This is a genomic window from Streptomyces sp. NPDC002564 (assembly GCF_042889645.1).
Taxonomy (GTDB): domain Bacteria; phylum Actinomycetota; class Actinomycetes; order Streptomycetales; family Streptomycetaceae; genus Streptomyces.
The window spans coordinates 337,897-359,369 of sequence record NZ_JBIARE010000002.1 but is presented as its reverse complement, the minus strand read 5'-3'; the positions used below and the strand labels follow the sequence as shown (position 1 = coordinate 359,369).

Genomic DNA, 21,473 nt, shown 5'->3' with positions numbered 1-21,473 from the left:
TCATGACCATGGGACGCCGCACCACCCCCCGCATCGCCCCCATCGCTCAGGAAGACTGGGACGAACCCCTCACCCGCATCATGGCCGTCGCCCAGAACCAAGGCGTCAAGCCCGTCAACATCGTCTCCACCATCGCCCGCCACCCCGACCTGTTCAACAGCTGGCTCGGCCTGGCCACCTTCCTCCTGGCCGGCGGCGAAATCCCCCTGCGTGTCCGCGAACTCGCCATCCTGCGCACCGCTCACCACAACCAGTGCAGCTACGAATGGGCCCAGCACGCCTGTCTCGCCCGTGAACTCGGCCTCACCGACGACGAGATCGCCGCTCTGCGTGAGCCCCTCACCCACCACGACTGGCAGGAGGACGACCGAATCGTCCTGAACGCCGTCGATGAGATCCTGAACACCGGGGAGGTCACCGATCCCACCTGGAAGAACCTGACCGGTCGCTACGACGACAAACAGCTGATGGAACTGGTCATCCTCGTCGGCCACTACACCATGCTCGCCTTCGTCGTGCGCACGCTGCGCACCCCGGTAGAGGCCTGGTACGACACCACCGCAGTCTGACCCCACCCCTGCGAGCGCCCGAACAGCGCTGAGGGCGGTCCGTCACCCACCGTGCCCCCCTTTGGCCGGGCGCGGCTGCGCACGCGGTCAGTCCCGGCAGGCGCCACCGCCTGCCGACTGGCAACAGCCTGGGCCACAGCGTGACCGGAGCGGTGGCCTTGGGCTGGATCCTCAACCGAAGAAGACGCCAGCCATCGCCTTCCCCGGCTCCCCCACCCCTGGCGTTCCGGCAGATGGCTGGTCGGAATCTGTGAGATCCACTTCGGTTCTGAACCATCGAGAGGAACCACATGTGGGCAAGACCCCGGGGCCTGTTCTTCTGGCTCTGCCTGGTCATCGTGCTGTTCACGGTCGCTGTGAAGCCCGTCGAGTTCGCCCATGTCATCACCGGCGTCCTCCGCTGCGTGGGCGCGTTCTTCAGCGGCCTGAGGCACTTCCTCAACGCCCTCGCCACCACATGAGCGTGCACTGCACGGAAGGCGGCCCTGCCGACCGGGCCGCAGCACATCTGCGAACAAGAGGAGGAAGCGATGCGTGCAGTGATGGCAGTGCTGGCTCTGTGTGCTCTGAGCGCCCTGGGGCTCGTCGGCTGCAGCGGCACATTTCCCGACGTCACCGTCGGAGGAACCCCTCCCGCACGGGACGCTCCACGGCCTCCCGCGCCGGAGGGCGCTTTCCCCTTTACGGTCCAGAGCCCGATATCCCCTGCGGGAACGCCGCCCAAGACACCGGCGAGCAGCCCTGCGGAGGCAGCCCGCCCCCCGTCAACGGCCCCATCCACAGAGCCCGTCGAGGGCACGTCCGCCTCTGAATCTGCCCCCCTGGCCTACGCCTCCCCGCGGCCCGCGCCCAGCGGGCCTCTCGTGCTCGAGGTCCTGATCCCGTGTCCGGCAGCCCCCGCCGTACCCCCTCCCGACCCGCCCACGCCGAGCGCCACCCCTTCCACCGGGGACGGCTGCCAGGCCGCCGATTCAGCCCCACCGGGCACAGCCTGTGCAGCGACGCCGACAGCACCTCCCCCTGATGTCGCATCGGCGTCGGCTTCGTGCTGCCCGTGCACTTCCGCTCCCGCGCCAGCACAGTGCCGGCACCCCTCACGGCGCCCCTAGAAGCCCATCAGCGACTCCCCCATAGTTCTGTACGGGCCTGCGCACTTCCAGCGCCAGGCCCCGCACCTTCGACTGCTCCTGATCGACGACATCTGTGGCGTGTACACAGCGGCAACCAGCAAGGGCCGTGCCAGCCAGGACGCTTGTCAGCGCGCGGTGCGCGGGCAGAGCGTGCGGTGGGCAGCACGACTGGTCAGGTCCGCCGGAAGAACTCGACCTCCGCCAGTGCGACATGGCGCCCGGGCCTCGTGCCCGTCACCGCCCGCAGGACAAGCCGGGCCTTCACTACATCGCTGACGCCGAGCTGCACCGTCTGGGGTCCCGGCTTGTCGTTGAAGGTCAGGTTCTTGCGGTGCAGCGAGCCGTCGGCGGCGGTCACCACGAGTTCCGCCTCCACGGGCCGCTCCTGCCGGCGGAACTGCTGCGCCTTGGCGGAGGGACCCGTGTGAACCACCATGGCCACCAGCCGGAAGGGTTTGCCGAACTCGAACGACACCCCCGCCCCTGGCCGGGGCGAACCCCAGTACCTGTTGGACAGCCCGTCCGCCGCCATGGCGGCCGGATGGCCCGGGACCTCGGCGCTCGCGCTGACCTTGGTCGGGGCCACTTCCGTCGCCTTGCCCAGCTTGTCCCGCGTGTCCTCGAAGAGCGCCCGACCGGCCGGTACGAGCAGGACGACAGCCGCCAGCACGGCCAGCACCGCCAGGACGGTCAGGACGCGCCGCAGCACGGCGCGGGAACCGGACCCCGCGCGGCGCCGAGGCCTGCGCCTGCGCCACCACGGCAGGGTGGCCACCGCGGCCGGTGGCGTCAGCCGTGCCGCGCAGCGGCGGCAGAAGGTGCGCCCGGCGCGGTTGGGTGTGCCGCAGGCGGGGCAGGGCGGGCCGTCCGGGCCGCGGCCCGACGGCTGGGTGCGCACGACGGGGCGGGGCGCCATCGGGCGCGCGGGCAGTACGGGCACGATCGGGTCGTGCGCGCCGGCGCCCGGCCGGGCATCGGCACGCGCCCCGGGGCGGGGGGCAGGGTCGGATTCGGGGGCCGCAGGGTCTGAGGCCGGTGGGACGGTGGCCGCGGGTGGCGGGGGCCCGAGCGGCGCCGCAGCGGCCGGTGGCGTAGCCGATGGCGTGGTCGGTGGCGTGGCTGACGTGTCCGGGGCGGGCGGCGATGGCTCCTGTGTCCACCCCAGGTAGGAGCCACAGCTTCCGCAGAAGTCGTCGCCCTCGTCATTGGGCACGTCGCAGGTCGGGCACGGGCGCATGGGATCAGCTCCTTGCCGCGTCGGGCGGGCCGGACAGGATCTCGACCTCGAAGCTGAGGTGGGCCGGGCACGACATGCGTACGATCCTGCGGACCTGGTCCGCGTCGAGGTGTTCGGTGCTCACCGGCCAGGCCCGCACCAGGAGTTCACCGGTCGCCGGGGGCGGCGACTCCGGGGCTGCCGCCGTGGTCCAGCGCGCTCCGCCGCCGTCGCGTATCTCGACGCCCGCGCCGAGGCCCAGCCGCAGCAGTTCCGCCAGTCCTCGCCGGGTCCCCCGCCACCGGTGGAGCTCCACGGCGCGTCCCACGACTGCCCTGCGCAGTTCCTCCGGCCACGTGGGGTCGATGTCGATGCCCACCCAGGAGGCCAGCCAGACCAGGAAGTCCGGGGGCGCGAGACCGGGGTCGAGGTAGGCGGGCAGGTTGTCCAGGGTCGAGAGCGCGGGGGCCAGCACGGTGTCGAGCCCTGCGGTGAACCGCTGGGCGAAGTCGTCCTCCGCGTACAGCGCGGGCAGCAGGCCACCGATGCGGTAGCGGCTCTCCAGGCCGGGGATGGCGGCTCTGGTCATCGCACATCGCCTCCGTCCGGGGCGGTGACGACCACCTGGTGCTGGTAGGAGAAGACCAACGCATCGGACGCCACGTCGACGCGGTCGGCGGCGGAGCCGCGGCGTCCGGTGATCGGGTCCGCGGGAAAGAGCTTGATCTCCTCGACCAGTACGGCGCCCGGCACGCGTTGCAGCACGGCGAAGACCTCTCCGTACTGCACGGGTCGTCCGAACGGCCAGCCCGCGCGGTCGGCACCGCCGCGCAGCGGATTCAGATGACGGTAGAGCGCGGCGAGCGCGTCCTCACGCACCCGGTCCGCCCCTCGCCCCGCCTGGATCCGCGCGACCACGGTGACCCCCTGGTACACGGGCGGCTGCACGACGAGGCTGGTGCCGAGCAGCCGCCGCTCGTTCAGCCGGTCGGCGATCGCGGAGAGCATCTGCTCGGAAGGGATGAGCTGTTCCAACCGAAGCCTGTCGCCCTCGTCGGCGACGGCGTCCGGCACGACGAGGACCCGTACTGCACCTCGCTCCCCGGCCTCGGCGGGCAGGCAGCGCACCCGGCGGGCCGAGGGCGCGGCCTCACGGGCGATGAACTCGTGGTCCTCGACCGTGACCGCGCGTTCCTGTACGCGCAGGGCGTGCGGAGCCCGGACCTGGGCGTTGGCGACGCTCTCGCCGTCCACGCCGCCCCGCGCGGCCTCGCGGTTCGCCACGCGGGTCACGTACGGTACAGAGCTGCGCAGCACGGAGATGGCACCGCGGGCCACATTGCCCGCCGCCCCACCGCCGGTGCGGCAGCGGGGCACCTTCAGGTGCGCGCCCTTCTGGGGCACCGCACCGTAGGTACGCAGCGTCCCGTCCGGCTGACGTACGGCGGGCGGGAAGGCGAACTCCCCGGACGTCGCGTCGAGCAGCACATGCCGGTCGTCCTGCGACGAGTTGGCGAAGTGCTCGACGACCGTCCAGGTCTCCCAGCCCTCGCCCGAGGACACTTCGACGACCGGGGCCCCGTCGTCCAGCAGGACGGGGGCGGTGTCGAGCCGGAAGCGCTGGCCCGCGACGCCCGCGGAGGTGCCGAGCGGCACCTCGGTCAGCGTCTCGGCGTGCTCCACGGTGCCGGTGCCGCCGACGGTGAACACCTCGGCCTCGCGGATGGTCGGCGTCTCGGAGTAGAAGGGCTGTCCCGCCTCGGCCCGGGTGACGCGGCAGCGCAGCCACCCGGCCCGCACACCGGCGACGACCGACGCGGTGTGCCCCGAGTGCACGTACAAGGTGACCTCGCCGGGCCTGTTGAGCCCGCCGGTGGTGTCGGCATCGGTCTCGCAGGCCGCCCAGCGCGCTCCGTCCCAGGCCTCCCACACCAGCGGCGGCTGACGAGGATCCACGCCCACCCCTTCCACCCGGCTGTCCAGGCGTACGGCGACGATGCAGCGCGGCACGGCGGTGGGCAGCCCGAACAGGAGGGCGTCACCGGGCTCGGGCGTGGCCTGGAAGCACGGGATGTCCCGGCCTTCGTCGAGTTCGCCCGTGCGGTCGGACTGCTCGCCGGACGCGGGCACGGTCACAAGGCGGTGCAAGGAACTCGGCACGATCGACAGGTCGTCGGTGGTGGCGAAGACGACGGCTTCCCCCACTTCGCCGCGCTCCGTCGCCACCTCGGTGCCCTTGCGCAGGATCACCGTCTCCGGCTGCGGCGCGGACAGCCAGAAGTCGGTGTCCGCGCGGGCGGCCGCGGGGGGAAAGAGCTGCACGCCCAGCAGATTGAGGAACGCCGTGTAGTTCTTGTCGGGCACCCGGTTCAACCGGTAGAGGAGCTGGTCGACCATGTAGGCGAAGGTCTCGATGAGGGTGACGCCGGGGTCCGAGACGTTGTGATCGGTCCATTCCGGGGCCCGCTGCTGCACGTACCGTTTCGCCTCGTCGACGAGTTGCTGGAACCGTCGGTCGTCGAGGTTGGGCGAGGGGAGCGCCATCAGTCACGGCCTCCGTCCGCGGCCGCTTCGCCCACTCCGTCGCTGAACGGGATCGTGTAGAAGGGGAAGACGAGGTTGCGCCGGTCGTTGGTGGTCCGCACGGTGTAGCGGACGTCGATGTAGAGCGTGCCTTCGTCGACCGCGTCGAAGGCGACCGCCACATCGCCGACCTCGATGCGTGGCTCCCAGCGCTCGAGTGCCGAACGGACGTGATGGGCGACGCGCCCCGCGGTGGCGCTGTCCCCCGGCGCGAACACGTGGTCGTGAATTCCGCACCCGAACTCGGGGCGCATGGGCCGCTCACCGGGAGCCGTGCCGAGGACCAGGCGGATCGCCTCCTCGATCTCGCGCTCCCGGTCGACCATGCCGATGCCGCCGGTGGGTCCCACGCGCAACGGGAACCCCCAGCCCCGGCCGATGAACCGTTCGCTCACAACGGCCCTCCGATCAGTACGTCGAACGCGCCCGTGGTGATGGGTGCGCCGCAGGTGGTCATGTCTCGCATCCGGGCCGCCGGGAGCCCGCCGATCAGTACCGTGCCGCGGGCCGCGGCCGCCGGGTTGGGCAGGATGACGTTGCCGGGTCCGAGGTAGGCGTCCGGCACGCACGCGTGCAGGCTGCCGGTGACGGCCGCCGGCCTGCCGGCGATCAGTACGGTGGCGACCAGGACGGCTCCCGGTGGCGGGGTGCCGATCACTCCGCCGTGGCCGGTGAGGTCACCGGTGCGAACTGCGGGAGGCATGGCCTCTTCTCCTTGTATCGCTGGGGGGTACCGCTGGGGGTTTCGCAGGAAGGGCACGGTGGGCTCGTGGTACGGGAACGTGACGTGCGCGGGGCATCGGCCCTCAGTTGATCCGGATGAGTTTCGCCTTGAGGACGGCGAGCAGTCCGCCGTTCACGATGGTCTGCGCCCGCCCGTCGATCACCACGGAGCGGCCGCGCAACTTCACCTCCCCCGTTCCCGCGTCGAGGGTGATTCCGGTCGGGGTGAGGGTGACCGAGCTGAGTCGTCGTCTGCCACCGGGCCCGAGGACCTTCAGCTCCAGCCGGTTCCTGCGCTCGTCGAGGTGGACCACGAGTTGTTTGTCGCCCGTGGTCAGCCGGACTCCGGACGGCCCGCGCGGGGTGTCGAGCAGTTCCACCCTGTTGCCCGAACGCGACACGAGGGAACGGCGGTTGACCTTGCCGGTGGTCTTGTCGACCAGTGGCACGTCATGGCGCGACGGCAGGTCGACGCCGTTGTAGAGTCCGCCGATGACATAGGGGCTGTCCAGCATGCCCTGTTCGAAGCCGACCAGCACCTCGTCGTTCACCTCGGGGCTGAACACCCCTCCCCCGCCCTGTCCGCCCCACTGCACGGTGCGGACCCAGTCGGTGACGTAGGTGTCGTCGAGCCACGGGAACCGCAGCCGGACCCAGCCGCGCTGGCCCCGACCCTCCTCCCGGATGTCGGTGACCAGGCCGATCGCGAGGCCCGGCATGCGTGGGCCGCGTGAGGGAGCGTTCGCGCCGGTGGCCAGTCCGGCGAGGGAACGGTCGGCCGAGGCACTGACGGTGACGGTGGTCCGGTAGCCGCCGTTCGGCTCCAGGACATGGTGGACGGAGGTCGCGGTGTAGCGGCCGGAGAAGGCGGGTCCGACGTTGCCGAGGGTGAGGGCGACCCCCGCACGCAGCTTGGGGTTGCCCTCGGCCACGGCTTCGAACTCGCCTATTCCGGAGCTGACTTGTGCGGCGACGGATCCGGCGACGGCCATCGTCTCCGCCTGGGTGCGGTAGGGCGTGTCCGCCACGGTCACCCGGGCGGGCGCGCCGAACGCCGCGTTGACCAGTCCCGCGCTCAGTCCCGGGTTGACCTCCTTGCTGATCACCGACCGCTCCTTGGCGATCAGCGGCTTCTTGGTCAGGACGTTCCAACCGCGGACCTCGACGCTGCCTGCCTGCGCCGCGCTGGTCAGCACGGCGCGCAGGGACAGGAGGTTGCGGCCGAACTCGAGGACCATCGGGCTCATCACCGCGGAGGTGCTGGGCGGTGGCGCCGTGGCCGCGGGCTTGGGCCGGGTGAACTGCAGGGCGCCCGCGTCGTCGACCCGCACCTGCGCACCGCTCTCGCCGGCCAGGTACTGCAGGAACTCCCAGTCCGAGACATTGGCCTGGGACAGCTGTTGGTACCTGATGGGCTTGGCGTCGATCGTCCCGCAGCGCAGCCCGGCGCCCGCGGCGACCTTGCGGACGATCTCGGTGGTCGACATGTCGCGGTAGGCCACGACCTTGCGGCCGCGCTGGAGCCGGTGGGCTTTGGAGTACGCCCGTACGACGGTGAAGGAGCCCGTGGTGTCGGTGTCCAGTTCGAGCGCGGTGACCTCCCCGCTGAACAGGCGCTGTCGGGACTGGCCCTGCACCGTGACCACCGAGACGGTCAGCCGCTTACCGATGGTGATGCCGGTCTCGGTGAGCAGGGTGTGCTGCGGGTCGCGGAAGGTGAGCGTGGCGCTGTCGGGCAGGCCCACGTTCTCGTCCACCACGCAGCTCACCAACTGGGTGGCCCAGAAGCGGGGCAGTTCACCGGGGACCTCGACAATGGGATCGGCGGCGAAGGACCGGCCGCCCGTCCGTGCGCCCGTCATGACCATTCCTCGCCCAGCAGCGACCGGTGGCCGGGCGGGCCCGGTTCGTCCTCGCGGGCGCCGACGGCCGCACCGACCGTCCAGGCGTCCGTCAGCCCCTCCGACGTGGCACCGGCCTCCACCGCCGCCACCTCTCCGTGCCCGGGCAGGATCAGTTCGGTGCCGGGAGCGACATCCATCGGGTCATCGATGTCATTGGCGCGGGCGATGGCACGCCAGGCCTCGGCGTCGCCGTACTCCCGCCACGCGAGCAGCGGCAGGCTGTCCCCCACCACCACGGAGTGCGTGCTGCGCGACTCGGGCGCACCGGACGTCGGATTCTGGCCGGGCGGATCGACGGTGGCTTCCTCGATGGTGAGGCTGCACTTGGCGCGCAGGGGCTTCCCGTCGACGTCGAACAGCGTGTAGTTGACGGAGAGGTTGGACAGCACCCCGTCGAAGGAGGTCGTCTTGGCGCTGCCCCAGTCCATCCGCACCCAGGGGCTCGCCGGGGCCTTCCTCGCCAGGCTGGCCTGGGTGGGCACACAGGCACGCATGAGCGTCTCGACCGCCTTCTCCACCGAATCGTCGTGCTTGGCCGTCGCGTCCAGGAGGACCTCCAGGGACAGGGACCGGGGCCCGCTGCCGACGAATTCGGGCAGCGCGGACTGGCCGGCCATGCGGGAGGGGGTGCGACGCCACTCCGTGGTCTTGTTCATGGCCAGACTGGCGGGGTTGAACTGCAGCTTGAGCCGGGCGAGGGCACCGCCCGGCTTGCCACCGACTTTCGCGGGCGGCTCCATGAGCGTCAGCTGAGCTCGTACGCGGTTGGTACGGCCGGAGGCCATCCGGTTCCCTCCTTACGGGCCTTGCGGCACCACGGCAGGACGACGAGTGAGCGGGGCGGGGTCGCGACCCGCCGGGTCACCCCGGACGCAGCCCCTCGTGCGCGATCTCCAGGGTTTCGACCGCGGCCTGCGACTGCGCCGGATCGAAGGACGGGCCCTGCCAGCGAACCGGGACGATACCGAGGACCTGCCAGCTGACGATGCGGCTCAGATCGGGTTTGAGCGCGACGATCTCGCCGTCCTTCGGCTCGACCTGCCGGACGAGTTCGTCCAGCCACCGGGCGATCTTGGCGGTGTCCTCCGTCACCGGACGGGTCAGGGTGATGTTCGACCAGGTGATGCGGCCGGGCAGCTGCCAGGCGAAGCCGTTGTTGCCGCCCTCGGCGAACTCCTCGATCTCCACTTGGGCGCCGAGGCCGGAGCAGGTGTGGAACGCGCCGAGATCACTTCCGCCGATCGCGAGCTGGAAGAACACACTCGTCGCGAAGATCTGATCCGTCATCTGTGGCTACCGCTTCTCTCATCGTGTCTCGCCATCTGTGGTGATGCCTCGCCATGTCCCGGCTCGTCTTGGTGTGCTGTGGCGTGCCCCGTCCCTGTGCCGCCCTGATGGCCGGTCAGCGGCCGCTGTCGTACAGGCGGCCTGCGCGTTCCCTGCCTTGGCGTAGATCGGCACGCAACATGCGGCTGAGGGGGCCGAGCAGACGACGGGCCAGCTCGTCCGGGTCGAGCGACGAGGCGGCATCGGCCGACGAGGAGTCCGGCGGGCTCTTGGATGCCGCCTGCGCCGCCGTGGTCCGCTGGACGGCGGGGACGGTCGGGACGCCGGGCGGTGGTCGTACGCCAGGCTGCGCGGCAGGCTTCGCGGATCCCGTCGCCCCTGCGGAGCCCCTCGGTTCACGGCCGTGGCCCGCGCTCGGGTGCGATGACCCGGGAGCCACGGGCAGCACCGGGCCCGTGGCCGATGACCGGGCGGCGGCGGTCCCGTCCCGGGGCGGCTCCACCCCATGGGAGACGAACGGGACGGTCGGCAGGTGTGCGGCGGCGGTCGCCCCCGGCGACGAACGCGCCTGCCGGGGCGTGTCGTTCGGGCGCACAACCGGCCGGGGAGCCGTGGAGCGCTGCACGGCGGTCCGTGCGCTGACCGCGCTCGGTGTCTGGCGTGCACCGTGACCGGGGGTGCCGGTGCGGGCGTCGGTGGTGGTGCGCCGCCCGCGAGCGGGCCCCGACGCGGGCACGGACCCGCGCGTGGGCCCTGGTGGCGGCACGGACCGGTCCCCGGCAACCCTGCCCCGGCTCACTTTCCCGTCGTCTGCGTCCTCGGCCCGCTTCCCCGACCGCCCTCCGCCCCGCCCGCCGGTCTCCCTGCCCCGGGACTTCGTGGCCGGGAGCGGGGGGACGACGGGACCATCACCGGTCAGGCCCCGGCCCACCGGCCGTCCGGCGTCCGACGCCCGCTCCGCAGCGGTGGCATCGCCCGGCCAGGCCACCGGCACGACCGGAGGCGAGGGCTCGGCCGAGGACTCGGGCACGGAACCGTACCCGTCGGAGGTCATGTTCACCGCCAGGGGGCGGTCGACGAGCAGGCTCAATGTCCGCTGGACGGGGAGGCCTTGCTGCCTCCCGCCGCGCCCGCCGAGTTCCGCCCCGCGGGACGGCCCCACCGGTCGGACCGGCACCCTCGCGACCGTGCCGGGGGGACTTTTGGCGGGTGTGCCGGTACGCGGCCGGGCTGCGCCTCGCGGGCCCGTCGGGCCGGTGGCCCGCACCGGCTTGGACGACGTGCCGGATTCCGGGGGCACCGTGGGGTCCGGCCGGGCCGCCACGGGCAGCCGCTCCTGCGGCCCGTCGGTCGGGTGAGTCGTCTCGGTCCCGGCGGTCCGGTCGGTCACGACCAGGGCTTCATCGCCTGAAGTCGTCCCTGTCAGGTCGCCGCTCCCCGCAAGCCCCAGCAACGGGGCGTCCGGCACGGGCTCTTCGTGCCCGTGCGCAGATCCTTGCGGGCCTCGGCCAGTCGCTGCCGCTCCGGGCACGGGGCCTTTGGTCGAAGGGGCGGGCGTGTGTCCTCCGGAGCCTGTCGCCGTGCTGCGCTGGACCGTCTTACCCCGCCCGGTGCCCGGTACGTCTCCCGGTGTGCCGGTGGCGGGGATCGCGGTGGGCGGAAGCGCGGAGAGCTGCGGGCCGATGCCGGTCCGGCGTGGTCGTTCAGGCCACGCCCCGGCCTCGGCGCTCCGGGAGGAGTCGGACCGCGCGGAGTCGGGGTATGCCGGTGCCGGGTCCGACGGCGAAGGGCGCGGCACCCGCGTCGGGCGGTCCACACCGCCCGACGGCGTGGACGACGGCCCTCGCGTCGGCTCCGGCCCCGTACTGGAGGCAGGGTTCGCACGTCCTGGTACGACCGGCAGCGTCGCCCCGTCCGGTGCCGAAGGCGCACTCGACGGGACCGCGTGACTCCCGCCGCCCGCCGGAATCGCGCCGGACGGGAGGTGCCCGAGCGGCTCCCCCAGGGCGGGCCGCAGGCGTTCCACCGGTTGCGCGGATACGGGCCCGCCGTTCGAGTCCGGCACGGCAGGGACCAGGGCGGTCGCAGGGCCGGTCGGGGGTTCGACGGGCGTCACCCGAGGCGCCCCGTCGGCCGGGGGCTGGTGCGTATGCGGCGCAGGCGTGCGCCGTGGCCGCGACGGGGCCGCGTCGGTCCGGCCGTCGCTGTCGGGCGCGGTCCGCGCAGTCCGCGGCGTCCGCGCCGTCTGCACGGTCGGCGCAGCATTCCTCGGCGGCTGGCCGGTCGGGGGCAGCACCGCCTTCAGGGCACGCTTCGGCAGGGCGGGGCTGCGGGCGACGACGGCCGGCGGGCCCAGCGGGCGGGGGCGAACCGACACCGGTCGCTCCGGCACGTGACGCTCCGTCTCACCGACCTGCCTGCCGGTTCCGGCGGGGGGAAGTGAAGGTCTGCCGTTCTCCGGGGCGGACCGGGTATCGCCACCGCCTGTCCGGGGGGTTCGCCCGGGTGCGGCGGGTGTCCGCTGCACGGTCCGTCCCCTCCCGCCCACGGCCGGTTCGGTGCCGGTATCTCCGCCGCCGTCCGGAGTTCGCTGCTCCCTCTCGGTGGCCGAGGTGCCCGGGCGGGTGGGCGTGGTTCCCGGACCGCTGCTCCGCCGCGCCGTCCCCCCCACGGGCCCCGGCCGATGCCGGGGCGAACGGGTCGTGGCGCCCGGCCTGCTCCGCAGGGCGGCCCGTTCGCCCTCGCCCTCGTTCTCGGCGGGCGCCTCGGTATCCTCCTCGCCCGCCCTGGCGACACGCAGCAGCAACGGCCCGCCTCCGGAGGTGGTGCCACCGGATACGGCCGGGCCGGTGACACCGTGGATGATGCCCGCGGGGGCGGACGGGAGGACCGCGTGACCGAGCTCCGCGCCGAATCCCGGGTTCTGCCAGGCCGCGAGGCCGTCCCTGAAACGCAACCCGTCGCTCACAGCGAGCGACGGATGCGCGAGGGTCGTCTCCAGGGGCGTGACCCGACGCCACCCGCCGTCCCAACCGGCCGCCCGGGAGGGCGTCCCGGGCCCGGCCCCCGTCGGCGCACCCCCGTCCCGCTCCGCCTCGCGGTCCGCGCCGGCCCGCCGTCCGGAGCGTGCCCGGCCCACGCCGCGGCGCATCGAGTCCCACGCGCCCATGCCCCTCACCCGCTCTCATTGACGCGGGTGTTGATCCGCGCGATCTCGCCGACCCACTCCAGTCGCTCCCCGTGCGGGAGGTCGAGGATGTCGTCCAGGGGCCAGTGGAAGTGATAGGCGACGTACGCGACTTCCTCCCGCAGCCGGGGAAGGGCGTACGTCACGATTCCCCCAGGCGCCCACCCGAGAGGTCCACCTCGAACGACCCCTCGCACAGCGGACAGGTGACGGCTGCGTGGGTGTGGCCCTCGCTGTTGATGCGCCGGTAGAAGTCCTGGAGGAAGGCGACGTCCGTGGCGTACATCCGCTCGACGACCCCGGCGTGCACGTCGTTGACACTGCCGAGCCGGGTGATCACCTGGCTCAGCAGGACCACGCTCAGATAGGCCGGGTTCTCCTTGACCCTCATGTCGATCTGGGGTCGGAGTTCGTCGCGCGCGGTGGCCAGCCGCATCGTGCCGTCGCGGTGCTCGTTGCCGTCCTCGTCGACGTAGCCCCGAGGCAGGGTGAACGCGAACTCCGCTCGGGAACCGCCGCGTTGCGTGGCGGGGGTGCGGCTCGTCGGCTCGTCCCGCGCCGCCGCCCCCGCGTTCTCCAACAGGTCTTCCAGCTGACTGGCGCCGGACACCGCTCTGCGCTTCATTCGACCACGATTTCCTCGAACGTGATGGTCACCGACTCGGTGGCCCCTGACGATTCGCCGGCCTTCAGGGCAGGGCCCTCCCACTTGCTCGCCCATCCCTGCATGAGCTGGATGCGCCGGACGGCCTCGCCGGTGCTGTCCATGACCTCGATGGTGATGTTCTGTCGGGCCGTGTCGATCGCGCCGTTGTTCAGGGTCTCTTTGATCCACTTGGTGAATTCGCTGCTCTTGTCGAGGCCTCGGGTGATGGTGATCTCACCCGCCTGCCGCGCGCCCGGCTGCTTGCGGATGATCTGTTTGCCCTCCGCCGTCACCTGGCGGACCTCGACGACTTCCTCCTCGACGGTGAAGCCGCTGACTTCCTGAATGGATTCGACGAGGTAGCCGCCCAGCTGCACGCCGAAGATATGGGTGGAAAGAGCATCGCCCTCTGCCATGGCCGTGTGTCACCTTTCGCTCTGGGAAACGTTACGGGCGACCGGCGGGTCACCCCGGGGTCATTCGCTGATGAGGCTCGTGCTGTCGGAGAACTGCGCGAGCCGGAAGACGACGAACTCGGCCGGTTTTACCGGGGCCACGCCGATCTCGCAGACCACGCGCCCGAGATCAATGGACTCCTGCGGGTTGTTCTCCCGGTTGCATTTCACGTAGAAAGCCTCTTCGGCGACGCGGCCGAACAGCGCGCCCCGGCGCCACTCCTCGGTGAGGAATCCGGTGACGTTGCGCCGGATGCTCGACCAGAGCCGGTCGTCGTTCGGCTCGAAGACCACCCATTGGGTCCCCAACAGGATCGATTCCTCGAGGTAGTTGAAGAGCCGCCGCACATTGAGGTAGCGCCAGGCCGGGTCCGATGACAGGGTGCGCGCACCCCAGATGCGGATGCCCCTGCCGGGGAAGGCCCGTACGCAGTTGATGCCGATCGGGTTGAGCAGTGACTGCTCGCCCTTGCTGAGGCGGATGTCGAGGTCGACGGCGCCCCGGATGACCTCGTTGGCCGGCGCCTTGTGCACCCCGCGCTCGCCGTCGCTGCGTGCCCACACACCGGCGACGTGCCCACTGGGCGGGACCATGGTGTTGCGGCCGGTCGCCGGGTCGAAGACCTTGATCCAGGGGTAGTACAGGCTGGCGTAGCGCGAGTCGTACCCCGCGTCCTCGTTTCGCCAGGTGCGGATCCGCTGGGCATTCATGCCGGGCGGAGTGTCCAGCACCGCGACGCGGTCACCCATCTGCTCGCAGTGCGAGATCACCGCGAGCTGCACGGTCTTGACGGCCTCCGCGTCCAGGTCGCCGCGCCGGTGCGCGCTCATGAGGTCCGGGACCGCGACCATGGTGATCTCGTCGATGGTCTCCAGACCCGCGAATCCGGTGCGCGCCTCGGCGTCGCCGACATACTCGCCGGGATCGACCCGGGCCAGTTCGCCGTCGCTCGTGGGGGCGGGCGCCGCCGCGGGGAGGCGGACGGTCTGCTTCTCCGGGCGGGTCTGCTGCACGCCGGGCTGTTCGACGGCGTCGATCAGTTTCGATTCCCGGATCTGCTGGACCAGATAGCTCTTGACGTTCTTGCGGGTGGACACGTCGTGCGTCTCCACCGCCTTGCCGCCCCTGCGTACGACCAGTTTGAACTTGTCCTCGGGCGGGTTCTCGCCCTCCGCGTCGGCGATCTCCACGCTGATGTCGCCGTCCACGCCCGGCGCGACGGAGAGCAGGAAGCCACCCAGTCCCACGGCTTCGGGGGCCGGGGCCGCGGTGGGCTCGGCCTCCGCCGTGTCGCTGCCCCCGACGCGTACGACGTAGGCGGTGCCGCCCCCGTTGGCGAAGTAGCCGTAGACGGAGTGGGCCAGGTAGGTGTCCTCGGTGAAGGAGCCGAAGGTCTGGACGTACTGGTCCCAGTTGGCGATGAGCGTGGGCTCGTGGAAGGGACCGCGCTCCGCGAAGCCCACGAACGCGGCGACCGCGGTGCCGACTCCTTCGATGGGCCGCGCTCCGGACTGCACCTCCTCCACGTACACGCCTGGGGTGAGGTACGACGGCATGTTCGCTCCTTCGGATAGGCGCTGGGTCACTGCCGAGTCTGTGGAGGCGCGAGGGGCATCAGTAGGTCTCCACGCCCTGGGCGGGGGGCAACGAGACTGCCCCCGCGGGCACCCTGCCCGGCTCCGCCCGCTCCGGGGGGCACCCTCGCACTCGCGTCTACTCCCGCCCCAGCCCGGCCCAGGGACCGAATTCGCTCTCCAGAATGAGTCGGCCGAGCTTGCGGTACTCCTGGAGGGTCGCGGTCATGACCTGGGCCATGCCCAGCGGTTTGCCGGTCTCCGCCGCGAGGTAGGCCGCGGTGACCGCGCAGGCGCGGATCGAACCGCCCGCGAGTTCGAAACGCTCGGCACAGAAGTCCAGGTCGAGGTCGTCCGCGCGCGGCATCTCGGGACCCAGACAGCGGTCCCACAGGACCCGGCGCTGCGCGGTGTCCGGCATGGGGAAGTCGACGATGGCGTCCAGTCTGCGCGTGAACGCCTCGTCGAGATTGGAGCGCAGGTTGGTGGTGAGCACGGCGATGCCGTCGAAGGACTCCATGCGCTGCAGGAGGTAGGCCGACTCCACGTTGGCGTGGCGGTCGTGGGCGTCCTTGACCTGCGATCGCTTGCCGAAGATCGCGTCCGCTTCGTCGAAGAGCAGCACCCCGTTGACCGCGGACGCCTCGACGAAGATCCGTTCCAGGTTCTTCTCCGTCTCCCCGATGTACTTGTCGACGACGGTCGACAGGTCCACCACGTACAGGTCCACGCCCAGTTCCGCCGCGATCACCTCGGCCGACATCGTCTTGCCGGTGCCGGACTCACCGGCGAACAGAGCGGTCACACTGCGGCCCCGGCCGCCGCCGGGGCGCATCCTCCACTCCCCGAGGACCTGGTCGCGATGGCGGGCCCGCAGGGCCAGTTCGTCGAGCTGGCGGCGTGTGGGCGCAGGCAGCACCAGGTCCGGCCAGGCCACGCCGGGCTCGACGTGCCGGGCGAGCCTGGCCAGGCCCGCACTGTTCTGCGCACGCACTGCCGCGAGCATGTCCCCCGGAAGCAGGTGGCGGCCCTGGGCGCCCGCCGTCCGTACCGCGACGGCAGCCGCGCGGCGCATCTGCGCGGTGTCGAGCCGGTGCCCGGCGACGGCCTCGACGAACGCCTCGTCCTGCGCTGCGCCCGTCCCCGTGCCGCCAGGGCCCCCCGCCTTCCGGGCCGCGTCCGCGAGTTCCCGCCGCCACTGCCGGGTGCGCTGCGCCCTTCCCGGCGGCGCGACGGTGAGGTTGACGGGGCTCTCGGCCGACCACAGCGGGTCCCAGGCACGGGTCCCGTACGTGATGAGCGGGACTCCGACGGCGGCTGCGCACAGGGCCCGCAACTTCCGGGCCCGTTCGGGTCTTTCCGGTTCGCATGCCTCCAGCGGGCCCATCACGATGCCCGCGCCGCGCAGTCTCGCCTCCGTGACCAGGGTGCGCACCACCGCGTCGGGTGCTGTGCCGGTGGCGAGCGCCGCGGGGTCGAGGACGAGTGGCCTGCCGCCGACGGTGACGAGCGCCTCGACGGCGACGCGCGCCGCGTCGCCCCCCTGGTCCAGCAGATGCACCAGGCCGCAGCCGGTGGTGGCGGCCGCCGCGGCGCGCCGGGTCACCTCGTCGGGGGCCGGTGCGGCGGCGGGCCCGAGCGCGACGGCTCCGCGCAGTGCCGCGTCGACCTCGTCGTCCCCCAGCAGGTGGCCGCTGACCCGGTCGGGCACGGCGAGGGCCCGGGTGAGGAAGGGGCGTTGCCGCTCCCCCACTTCGACCAGGCCGCCCTTGACGAGCGGCGCCGAGGGGGAGAAACGGAAGCGTCCCTCGCCGGCGGCGGGCAGGCCGCACAGTTCCAGGGCCAGCCCGATGGTGGGCCGGCATCGGAAGAGGTCGTCGTTGAGGTACCCGTAGAACCGTTCGAAGCGGGCGTCGACGTCCGGAGCGACGACGATCAGCAGGAGTTCCACGTCCAGTGCGGACAGACCGAAGTCCGCCGCGAGCCGGGCGAGGCGGGACGCGGGGTGCGGCGGCTCGGCGGGTGGCGGCCGGTCGGGTTCGGGCGGCAGGAAGGCGGAGGGGCCGTCGAGGACACGCTGCATGGCCTCGGGGGTGAGGTACTGGCCCCGGTAGGGGTCGTCGGGGTCGGGGTCGGTCGCGCGGCGTGCGGCGACGACGGCCCTGACCCGGCGTTCCACCCGGCTCAGCCGCCCCCAGAGGTGCGCGAGACCCACGGCGTCCGCGGGGGACCGTATTTCAGCGTCGTGGGTCACGGCCCCGCCCCCCTGCGGCGGCGACGGCCCGGCGTCAGGTCGCGCGGGCGGGCCGCGGTGAACCCTTCCGGTCCCGGGTCGTCCAACTCTTCGTAGCGCAGCCGCCGTTCGTCGGCCGCGTCGGCTTCGGCGGCCGAGGTGTCGACGGACCGCACGGTGAGGCCCTCGGTGACGGGTGGGCCCGCCGGCCAGTCGTCACTCGCCAGGGGCGCGGTGACACGCAGGTCCACGGAGGCCTTCATCTCTCCGTCGAGTGCCGACCACACGTCGGCCACCGAGGCGCCCAGGTTGCTCTGGCCCGCCACATCGAGCGTGACGGAGAGACCCAGTTCGGCAAGGGTGCCTGTGTAGAGGCGCGGCGGGAGGACGTCCGATCTCGCGAGGCACCTGAGCACCTGCGAGAGCAGGCGGTGCTCGTCCTGCGGTCTGGCCGTCCACGCGGTGACCATGTAGGTCAGTGCGTACCAACGCGGTGGGGTGCGCCAGCCCATGACGAGGCCATCCTCGTCGTACACCTCCGTCGTGCCGGTCTGTCTGCGGCTGCTGTCCTCGTGGATGTCATACAGGTAGACGCAGATGGTCGGTGCGTTGCGGCGTGCGGACCAGTCCCGGGTCGGGGCCTCGAAGACCACCTCGACGCCGCTCTCCTGGAGGCCCGACTCCGACAGCAGGCGCCGGACCCCCTCGTCGACTTCATGGATCATCGTCGATCCACCTCGTACGGCGGCTGGACGTTGCCGTTGACGACCAGGAAGGGCGTGGTGACCGGGGAGAATCCCGGGCCCTTCGCGGTGATGACGCGCGGGCCCGTCTGGTCCTTGTTGAGGATCATGAGCTGCGCGGTGAAGCGATGGTTCCCGCCGGGCCTTGCGGGTGCGGCCGCGGCGGTGATGCCGGGCTTCCAGGTGAGGGTCACCGGGGCGCCCGGGGGGAAGTCCTTGCCGCGCACCAGGGTCACGAAACCGGGCTTGCCGATGGGCGGCACCGCGACGATGCGGGGCTGGAGGATGCGCAACGGCACGCGGGCGGTGTTGTCGTCCGGGTCCGCGTCGGTTCCCGTAGTGGTCAGGACGGCCTTGATGGTGGTTCTCATGGCCTTCTTCGGGGTGAGGACGACCCGGGTGACCACGGTCTCGCCCGGGGGCAGGTCGGCCAGCGCGCACTCGCCGGCTGCGCAGCCCGCGGGCAGGGGCTCGCTGGGGATGCCCCGCGGCAGGCCGAGCCGCAGCCGCAGACCGGTCGCCAGGGCGTTCTGGCCGTTGCGCACCAGGTAGGTGACGACGACCCGGCCGCCCACGTAGCCGGGGGCGGGCTGCGCGGTGGCGGTCACGCCGGGTCCTGCCACGGGGGGCGGCGGAGGCGGCGCCGGGGGCCGCGGCGGGTTCGGCGCGTCCGTCGGCGGGTCGGTGGGCGGGTTCGTGGACGGCGGCGCGGTGCTGGGCGGTGGCGTGCTGGGGGGCGGGGTGGTGGGCGGCGGAGTGGTCGGCGGCTCGCCGGGCTCGGTGACCTCGATCTCCGTCTGTCCCGCGTTGTCCCCCGGCTCGGCGTCGGTGACGGCGCCGGAGACCGACCAGCCGAGCTGGTGCCGGCCGATCACCACTCCGGTGAGCCGCGCGGTCACCCGTACCGAGACGCCGGACTCGATCAGGCCGAGGACGCAGCGCGGGGACCCGGCGGCGCACTCCCCCGACGTGCTGGTCAGTTCGTCGAGCCGGACGCCCGGGGGCACGGCTGCCGTGAATTCGGTGCCCGGGGAGTCGGCGGGGCCGTTGTTGGTCACGGTGACCGTCACCGTGGTGGCCCGGTCGACCTCCACGGGCGGCGCGGTGGGCGGGGCGGACAGCGTCAGGTCGACGGACTGCTGGACGGAGGGTTCCTTCTGCCGTCCCGGCAGCCGGCCGGTGAGATCGGTCAGCGTGCCGTCGTCGACGTTCAACGCCGACAGGCTTTCCGGCGAGTTGGGCGGCTGCGCCCGGCGCGCGCTGAACAGGAGGGTCTCGCCGTCGGCCGTCCAGGCCGCGTCGCGCGGCTGGAAGGGCCCGCTGTCCGAGGTGTCGCGCAGGTCCTGGCGGCATGCGTCCGGCTCGTCACGCCGTCCGGTGGGCAGCAGGACCCGGCAGTCGCCGTCCGCGAGGGTGGCCAGGAGGATGCCGTTGCGCTCGTTGACGCGGCCGCCGCCGTCCTTGCGGTTGAAGGCGACGCTGAGGCCGTCGGGCGAGAACGCCGGGCTGTCGTCGATGACTTGGCACTCGCCGGGGCAGACCGTGGCGCTCAGGTCACGCTGCTCGTCGAGCTGGTCGGCGGGAACGGTCCAGATGTGTTTGTTGCCGCTGTTGCCGGAGATCTCGTGTACGCGGGTGAAGGCGATGGTGGTGCCGTCCGACGACCAGGTCGGCTGGGCGTCCGCGCCGGTCCGCTGACCGGCGGGCGGATCGATGCGGCCGACGATGTCACCGCTGGCGACGTCGGCGATCAGCACCTGGCTGGGGCCCGCCCGGCCGCCGGTGCCGCCCGGCGAGGTCCGGGTGAAGGCCAGGCGCTTGCCGTCCGGCGAGAAGGTCGGATCGGTGTCCCAGTCCTCGGCTCCCCGACCGGCGAGCGGCATCGGCGCCGCGTTGGCTCCGTCGGCGTCGGCCAGCCAGATCCGCTGGACACGCCCCTCGGCAGTGTCCTCGAAGCGGGTGACGACGATGCGCCGCCCGTCGGGTGTGTAGTTCTGGCGTTCGGTCCACGGGTCGTAGCCGGGTGCGGGGTTGAACAGCGGATCCGCGGCCGGATCGGTGTTCGTGTCGGCCGCCGGGTCCTCCTTGAGGATCGTCACGCCGAGGTCGCGCGGGTCGGAGCCGTCCTGCCGCGCGTCCTGGAGCGTGGCGGTGCGGGTGGTGGGCGCGGAGGACCGTTCGACGACGCTCCCGCCGTCGGCCGTCGTGCCGAGCCAGGTGGGCGAGGCGATCGCCCGGTCCTCGTCGAGCACGAGGGTCGGCACCTCCTGCGCGCGGTCCTTCGCCCGGAAGACGTGGTCGAACAGGGTCGTGCAGTCGCAGGTGCGTTCCGGGCTGATGAAGACCAGCTCGGTGCCGTCGGGCAGCCAGTCGGCCGACCGGGCGTCCCAGTCGGCGCTGCCGCCGCCGAGGAGCGGTTCGTCGAGACCGGCGCCGTCGGTCACCCGCAGCCGGGTCTCGGACGCACCGTCGGTCCGCAAGGTGTAGGCCACCAGGTCGCGGCGGGCCGGATCGGTGGACGGGTTCCAGGCCGGCTCCGTCGCGTCGCCCGCGGGGCCGTCGCTTATCCGGGTGGCCGGGCCGCCCGCCAAGTCCCGCACCATGATCTGCTTGCCGAGGAGCGGATCGGCGTCGGTGGAGTACGCCAGGCGTGTGCCGTCGGGCGACACGGTGGGCGATGTCTCGTCCGCGGGTGTCTCGGTGAGGCGCCGGATGCCGGCGCCGTCGGCTCCGACGATCCACAAATCCCGCTGCCCGGAGCCGGTGGTGTCGGCGGAGTCGAAGACGACCGATCCGCCGTCCGGGGTGAGGCTGGGGTGGGCGGCGTCCTGGCCGGTGGTGAGTCTGCGGACCGCGCCGTCCTTGTCCCGCAGGTACACCTGGGGCCTGGTCTCGTCGCGCAGGCTGGTGAAGACGGTCAGGTCGCCGCGGGCGGACGGCTGCCGGTCCAGGTGCGTGGGGCCCGCACCGAAGAGCGGCTCGCTCGACGTGGTGTCCGTGACCCGGCCGAGGCTGCGGTGCTCGGTGCCCGCGTACGCGATGCGGCCCGGCTCCGCCGCCGCGGCGGCGGGCCGCTCGGCGGAGGCGCCCGACCATGTCGCACCGGCGACGGCGAGCAGTGGGCCCATCAACACCAGAGCGAGGGCCGGTCTGCCGAGGCGGGTCCTCCACGCCGGGCCAGCGGTGCCCATCTCTTCCACCTCACAGTCCGGGGTACGTCCT

Annotated in this window: 17 protein-coding genes; 2 read left to right on the top strand and 15 right to left on the bottom strand. The window is 72.5% G+C overall.

Annotated features, from left to right (window positions below; genetic code table 11):
* The first annotated feature begins 2 nt into the window (after positions 1–2).
* Together ACFYXE_RS08125 and ACFYXE_RS08120 are read left to right on the top strand one after the other, a co-directional pair.
* Positions 3–569 (top strand): carboxymuconolactone decarboxylase family protein, encoded by a 567-nt coding sequence (locus ACFYXE_RS08125; RefSeq protein ID WP_389310204.1) that lies wholly within the window; start codon positions 3–5, stop codon positions 567–569.
* 290 nt (positions 570–859) lie between these two features.
* Complete coding sequence (locus tag ACFYXE_RS08120; protein WP_389310202.1) at positions 860–1,030, top strand: hypothetical protein; 171 nt, start codon at positions 860–862, stop codon at positions 1,028–1,030.
* 841 nt (positions 1,031–1,871) lie between these two features.
* On the opposite strand, the gene ACFYXE_RS08115 is transcribed toward ACFYXE_RS08120, so the two are convergent.
* The 15 genes from ACFYXE_RS08115 to ACFYXE_RS08045 form a co-directional block, all read right to left on the bottom strand.
* Entirely contained in the window at positions 1,872–2,639 is a 768-nt protein-coding gene (locus tag ACFYXE_RS08115) for a zinc ribbon domain-containing protein (RefSeq protein ID WP_389310200.1), read from the bottom strand.
* A gap of 301 nt (positions 2,640–2,940) precedes the next feature.
* Positions 2,941–3,504, bottom strand: coding sequence for a phage tail protein (locus ACFYXE_RS08110; RefSeq protein WP_389310198.1), 564 nt, complete (start codon positions 3,502–3,504; stop codon positions 2,941–2,943).
* Positions 3,501–5,459, bottom strand: coding sequence for a putative baseplate assembly protein (locus ACFYXE_RS08105; RefSeq protein ID WP_389310196.1), 1,959 nt, complete (start codon positions 5,457–5,459; stop codon positions 3,501–3,503). Before ACFYXE_RS08105 ends, ACFYXE_RS08110 begins: the two co-directional genes overlap by 4 nt.
* Positions 5,459–5,893: a GPW/gp25 family protein gene (locus ACFYXE_RS08100; RefSeq protein ID WP_389310194.1), complete on the bottom strand. Its 435-nt coding sequence runs from the start codon at positions 5,891–5,893 to the stop codon at positions 5,459–5,461. The genes ACFYXE_RS08105 and ACFYXE_RS08100 overlap by 1 nt, the downstream gene beginning before the upstream one ends.
* Positions 5,890–6,201, bottom strand: coding sequence for a PAAR domain-containing protein (locus ACFYXE_RS08095; RefSeq protein WP_389310192.1), 312 nt, complete (start codon positions 6,199–6,201; stop codon positions 5,890–5,892). The genes ACFYXE_RS08100 and ACFYXE_RS08095 overlap by 4 nt, the downstream gene beginning before the upstream one ends.
* A 103-nt stretch (positions 6,202–6,304) precedes the next feature.
* Positions 6,305–8,083 (bottom strand): VgrG-related protein, encoded by a 1,779-nt coding sequence (locus ACFYXE_RS08090; protein ID WP_389310190.1) that lies wholly within the window; start codon positions 8,081–8,083, stop codon positions 6,305–6,307.
* Positions 8,080–8,910: a peptidase M23 gene (locus tag ACFYXE_RS08085; protein ID WP_389310188.1), complete on the bottom strand. Its 831-nt coding sequence runs from the start codon at positions 8,908–8,910 to the stop codon at positions 8,080–8,082. The genes ACFYXE_RS08090 and ACFYXE_RS08085 overlap by 4 nt, the downstream gene beginning before the upstream one ends.
* A gap of 76 nt (positions 8,911–8,986) precedes the next feature.
* Positions 8,987–9,412 carry a phage tail protein gene (locus ACFYXE_RS08080; protein WP_389310186.1) on the bottom strand — a complete coding sequence of 142 codons (426 nt, stop codon included), beginning with the start codon at positions 9,410–9,412 and terminating at the stop codon, positions 8,987–8,989.
* A 3,174-nt stretch (positions 9,413–12,586) separates the two neighbouring features.
* The gene (locus ACFYXE_RS08075; protein ID WP_389310184.1) at positions 12,587–12,745 is read right to left on the bottom strand and encodes a DUF6760 family protein; all 159 of its coding nucleotides are present in this window, start codon (positions 12,743–12,745) and stop codon (positions 12,587–12,589) included.
* Positions 12,742–13,224 carry a hypothetical protein gene (locus ACFYXE_RS08070; protein ID WP_389310182.1) on the bottom strand — a complete coding sequence of 161 codons (483 nt, stop codon included), beginning with the start codon at positions 13,222–13,224 and terminating at the stop codon, positions 12,742–12,744. The genes ACFYXE_RS08075 and ACFYXE_RS08070 overlap by 4 nt, the downstream gene beginning before the upstream one ends.
* Entirely contained in the window at positions 13,221–13,661 is a 441-nt protein-coding gene (locus ACFYXE_RS08065) for a phage tail protein (RefSeq protein ID WP_389310180.1), read from the bottom strand. Before ACFYXE_RS08065 ends, ACFYXE_RS08070 begins: the two co-directional genes overlap by 4 nt.
* A 60-nt stretch (positions 13,662–13,721) precedes the next feature.
* Positions 13,722–15,257 carry a phage tail sheath family protein gene (locus ACFYXE_RS08060; RefSeq protein ID WP_389310177.1) on the bottom strand — a complete coding sequence of 512 codons (1,536 nt, stop codon included), beginning with the start codon at positions 15,255–15,257 and terminating at the stop codon, positions 13,722–13,724.
* Positions 15,258–15,414: 157 nt separating this feature from the next.
* Complete coding sequence (locus tag ACFYXE_RS08055; RefSeq protein WP_389310175.1) at positions 15,415–17,529, bottom strand: ATP-binding protein; 2,115 nt, start codon at positions 17,527–17,529, stop codon at positions 15,415–15,417.
* Complete coding sequence (locus ACFYXE_RS08050) at positions 17,526–18,233, bottom strand: DUF4255 domain-containing protein (protein WP_389310173.1); 708 nt, start codon at positions 18,231–18,233, stop codon at positions 17,526–17,528. Before ACFYXE_RS08050 ends, ACFYXE_RS08055 begins: the two co-directional genes overlap by 4 nt.
* Positions 18,230–21,442 carry a hypothetical protein gene (locus tag ACFYXE_RS08045; RefSeq protein WP_389310171.1) on the bottom strand — a complete coding sequence of 1,071 codons (3,213 nt, stop codon included), beginning with the start codon at positions 21,440–21,442 and terminating at the stop codon, positions 18,230–18,232. The genes ACFYXE_RS08050 and ACFYXE_RS08045 overlap by 4 nt, the downstream gene beginning before the upstream one ends.
* Positions 21,443–21,473: the final 31 nt, after the last annotated feature.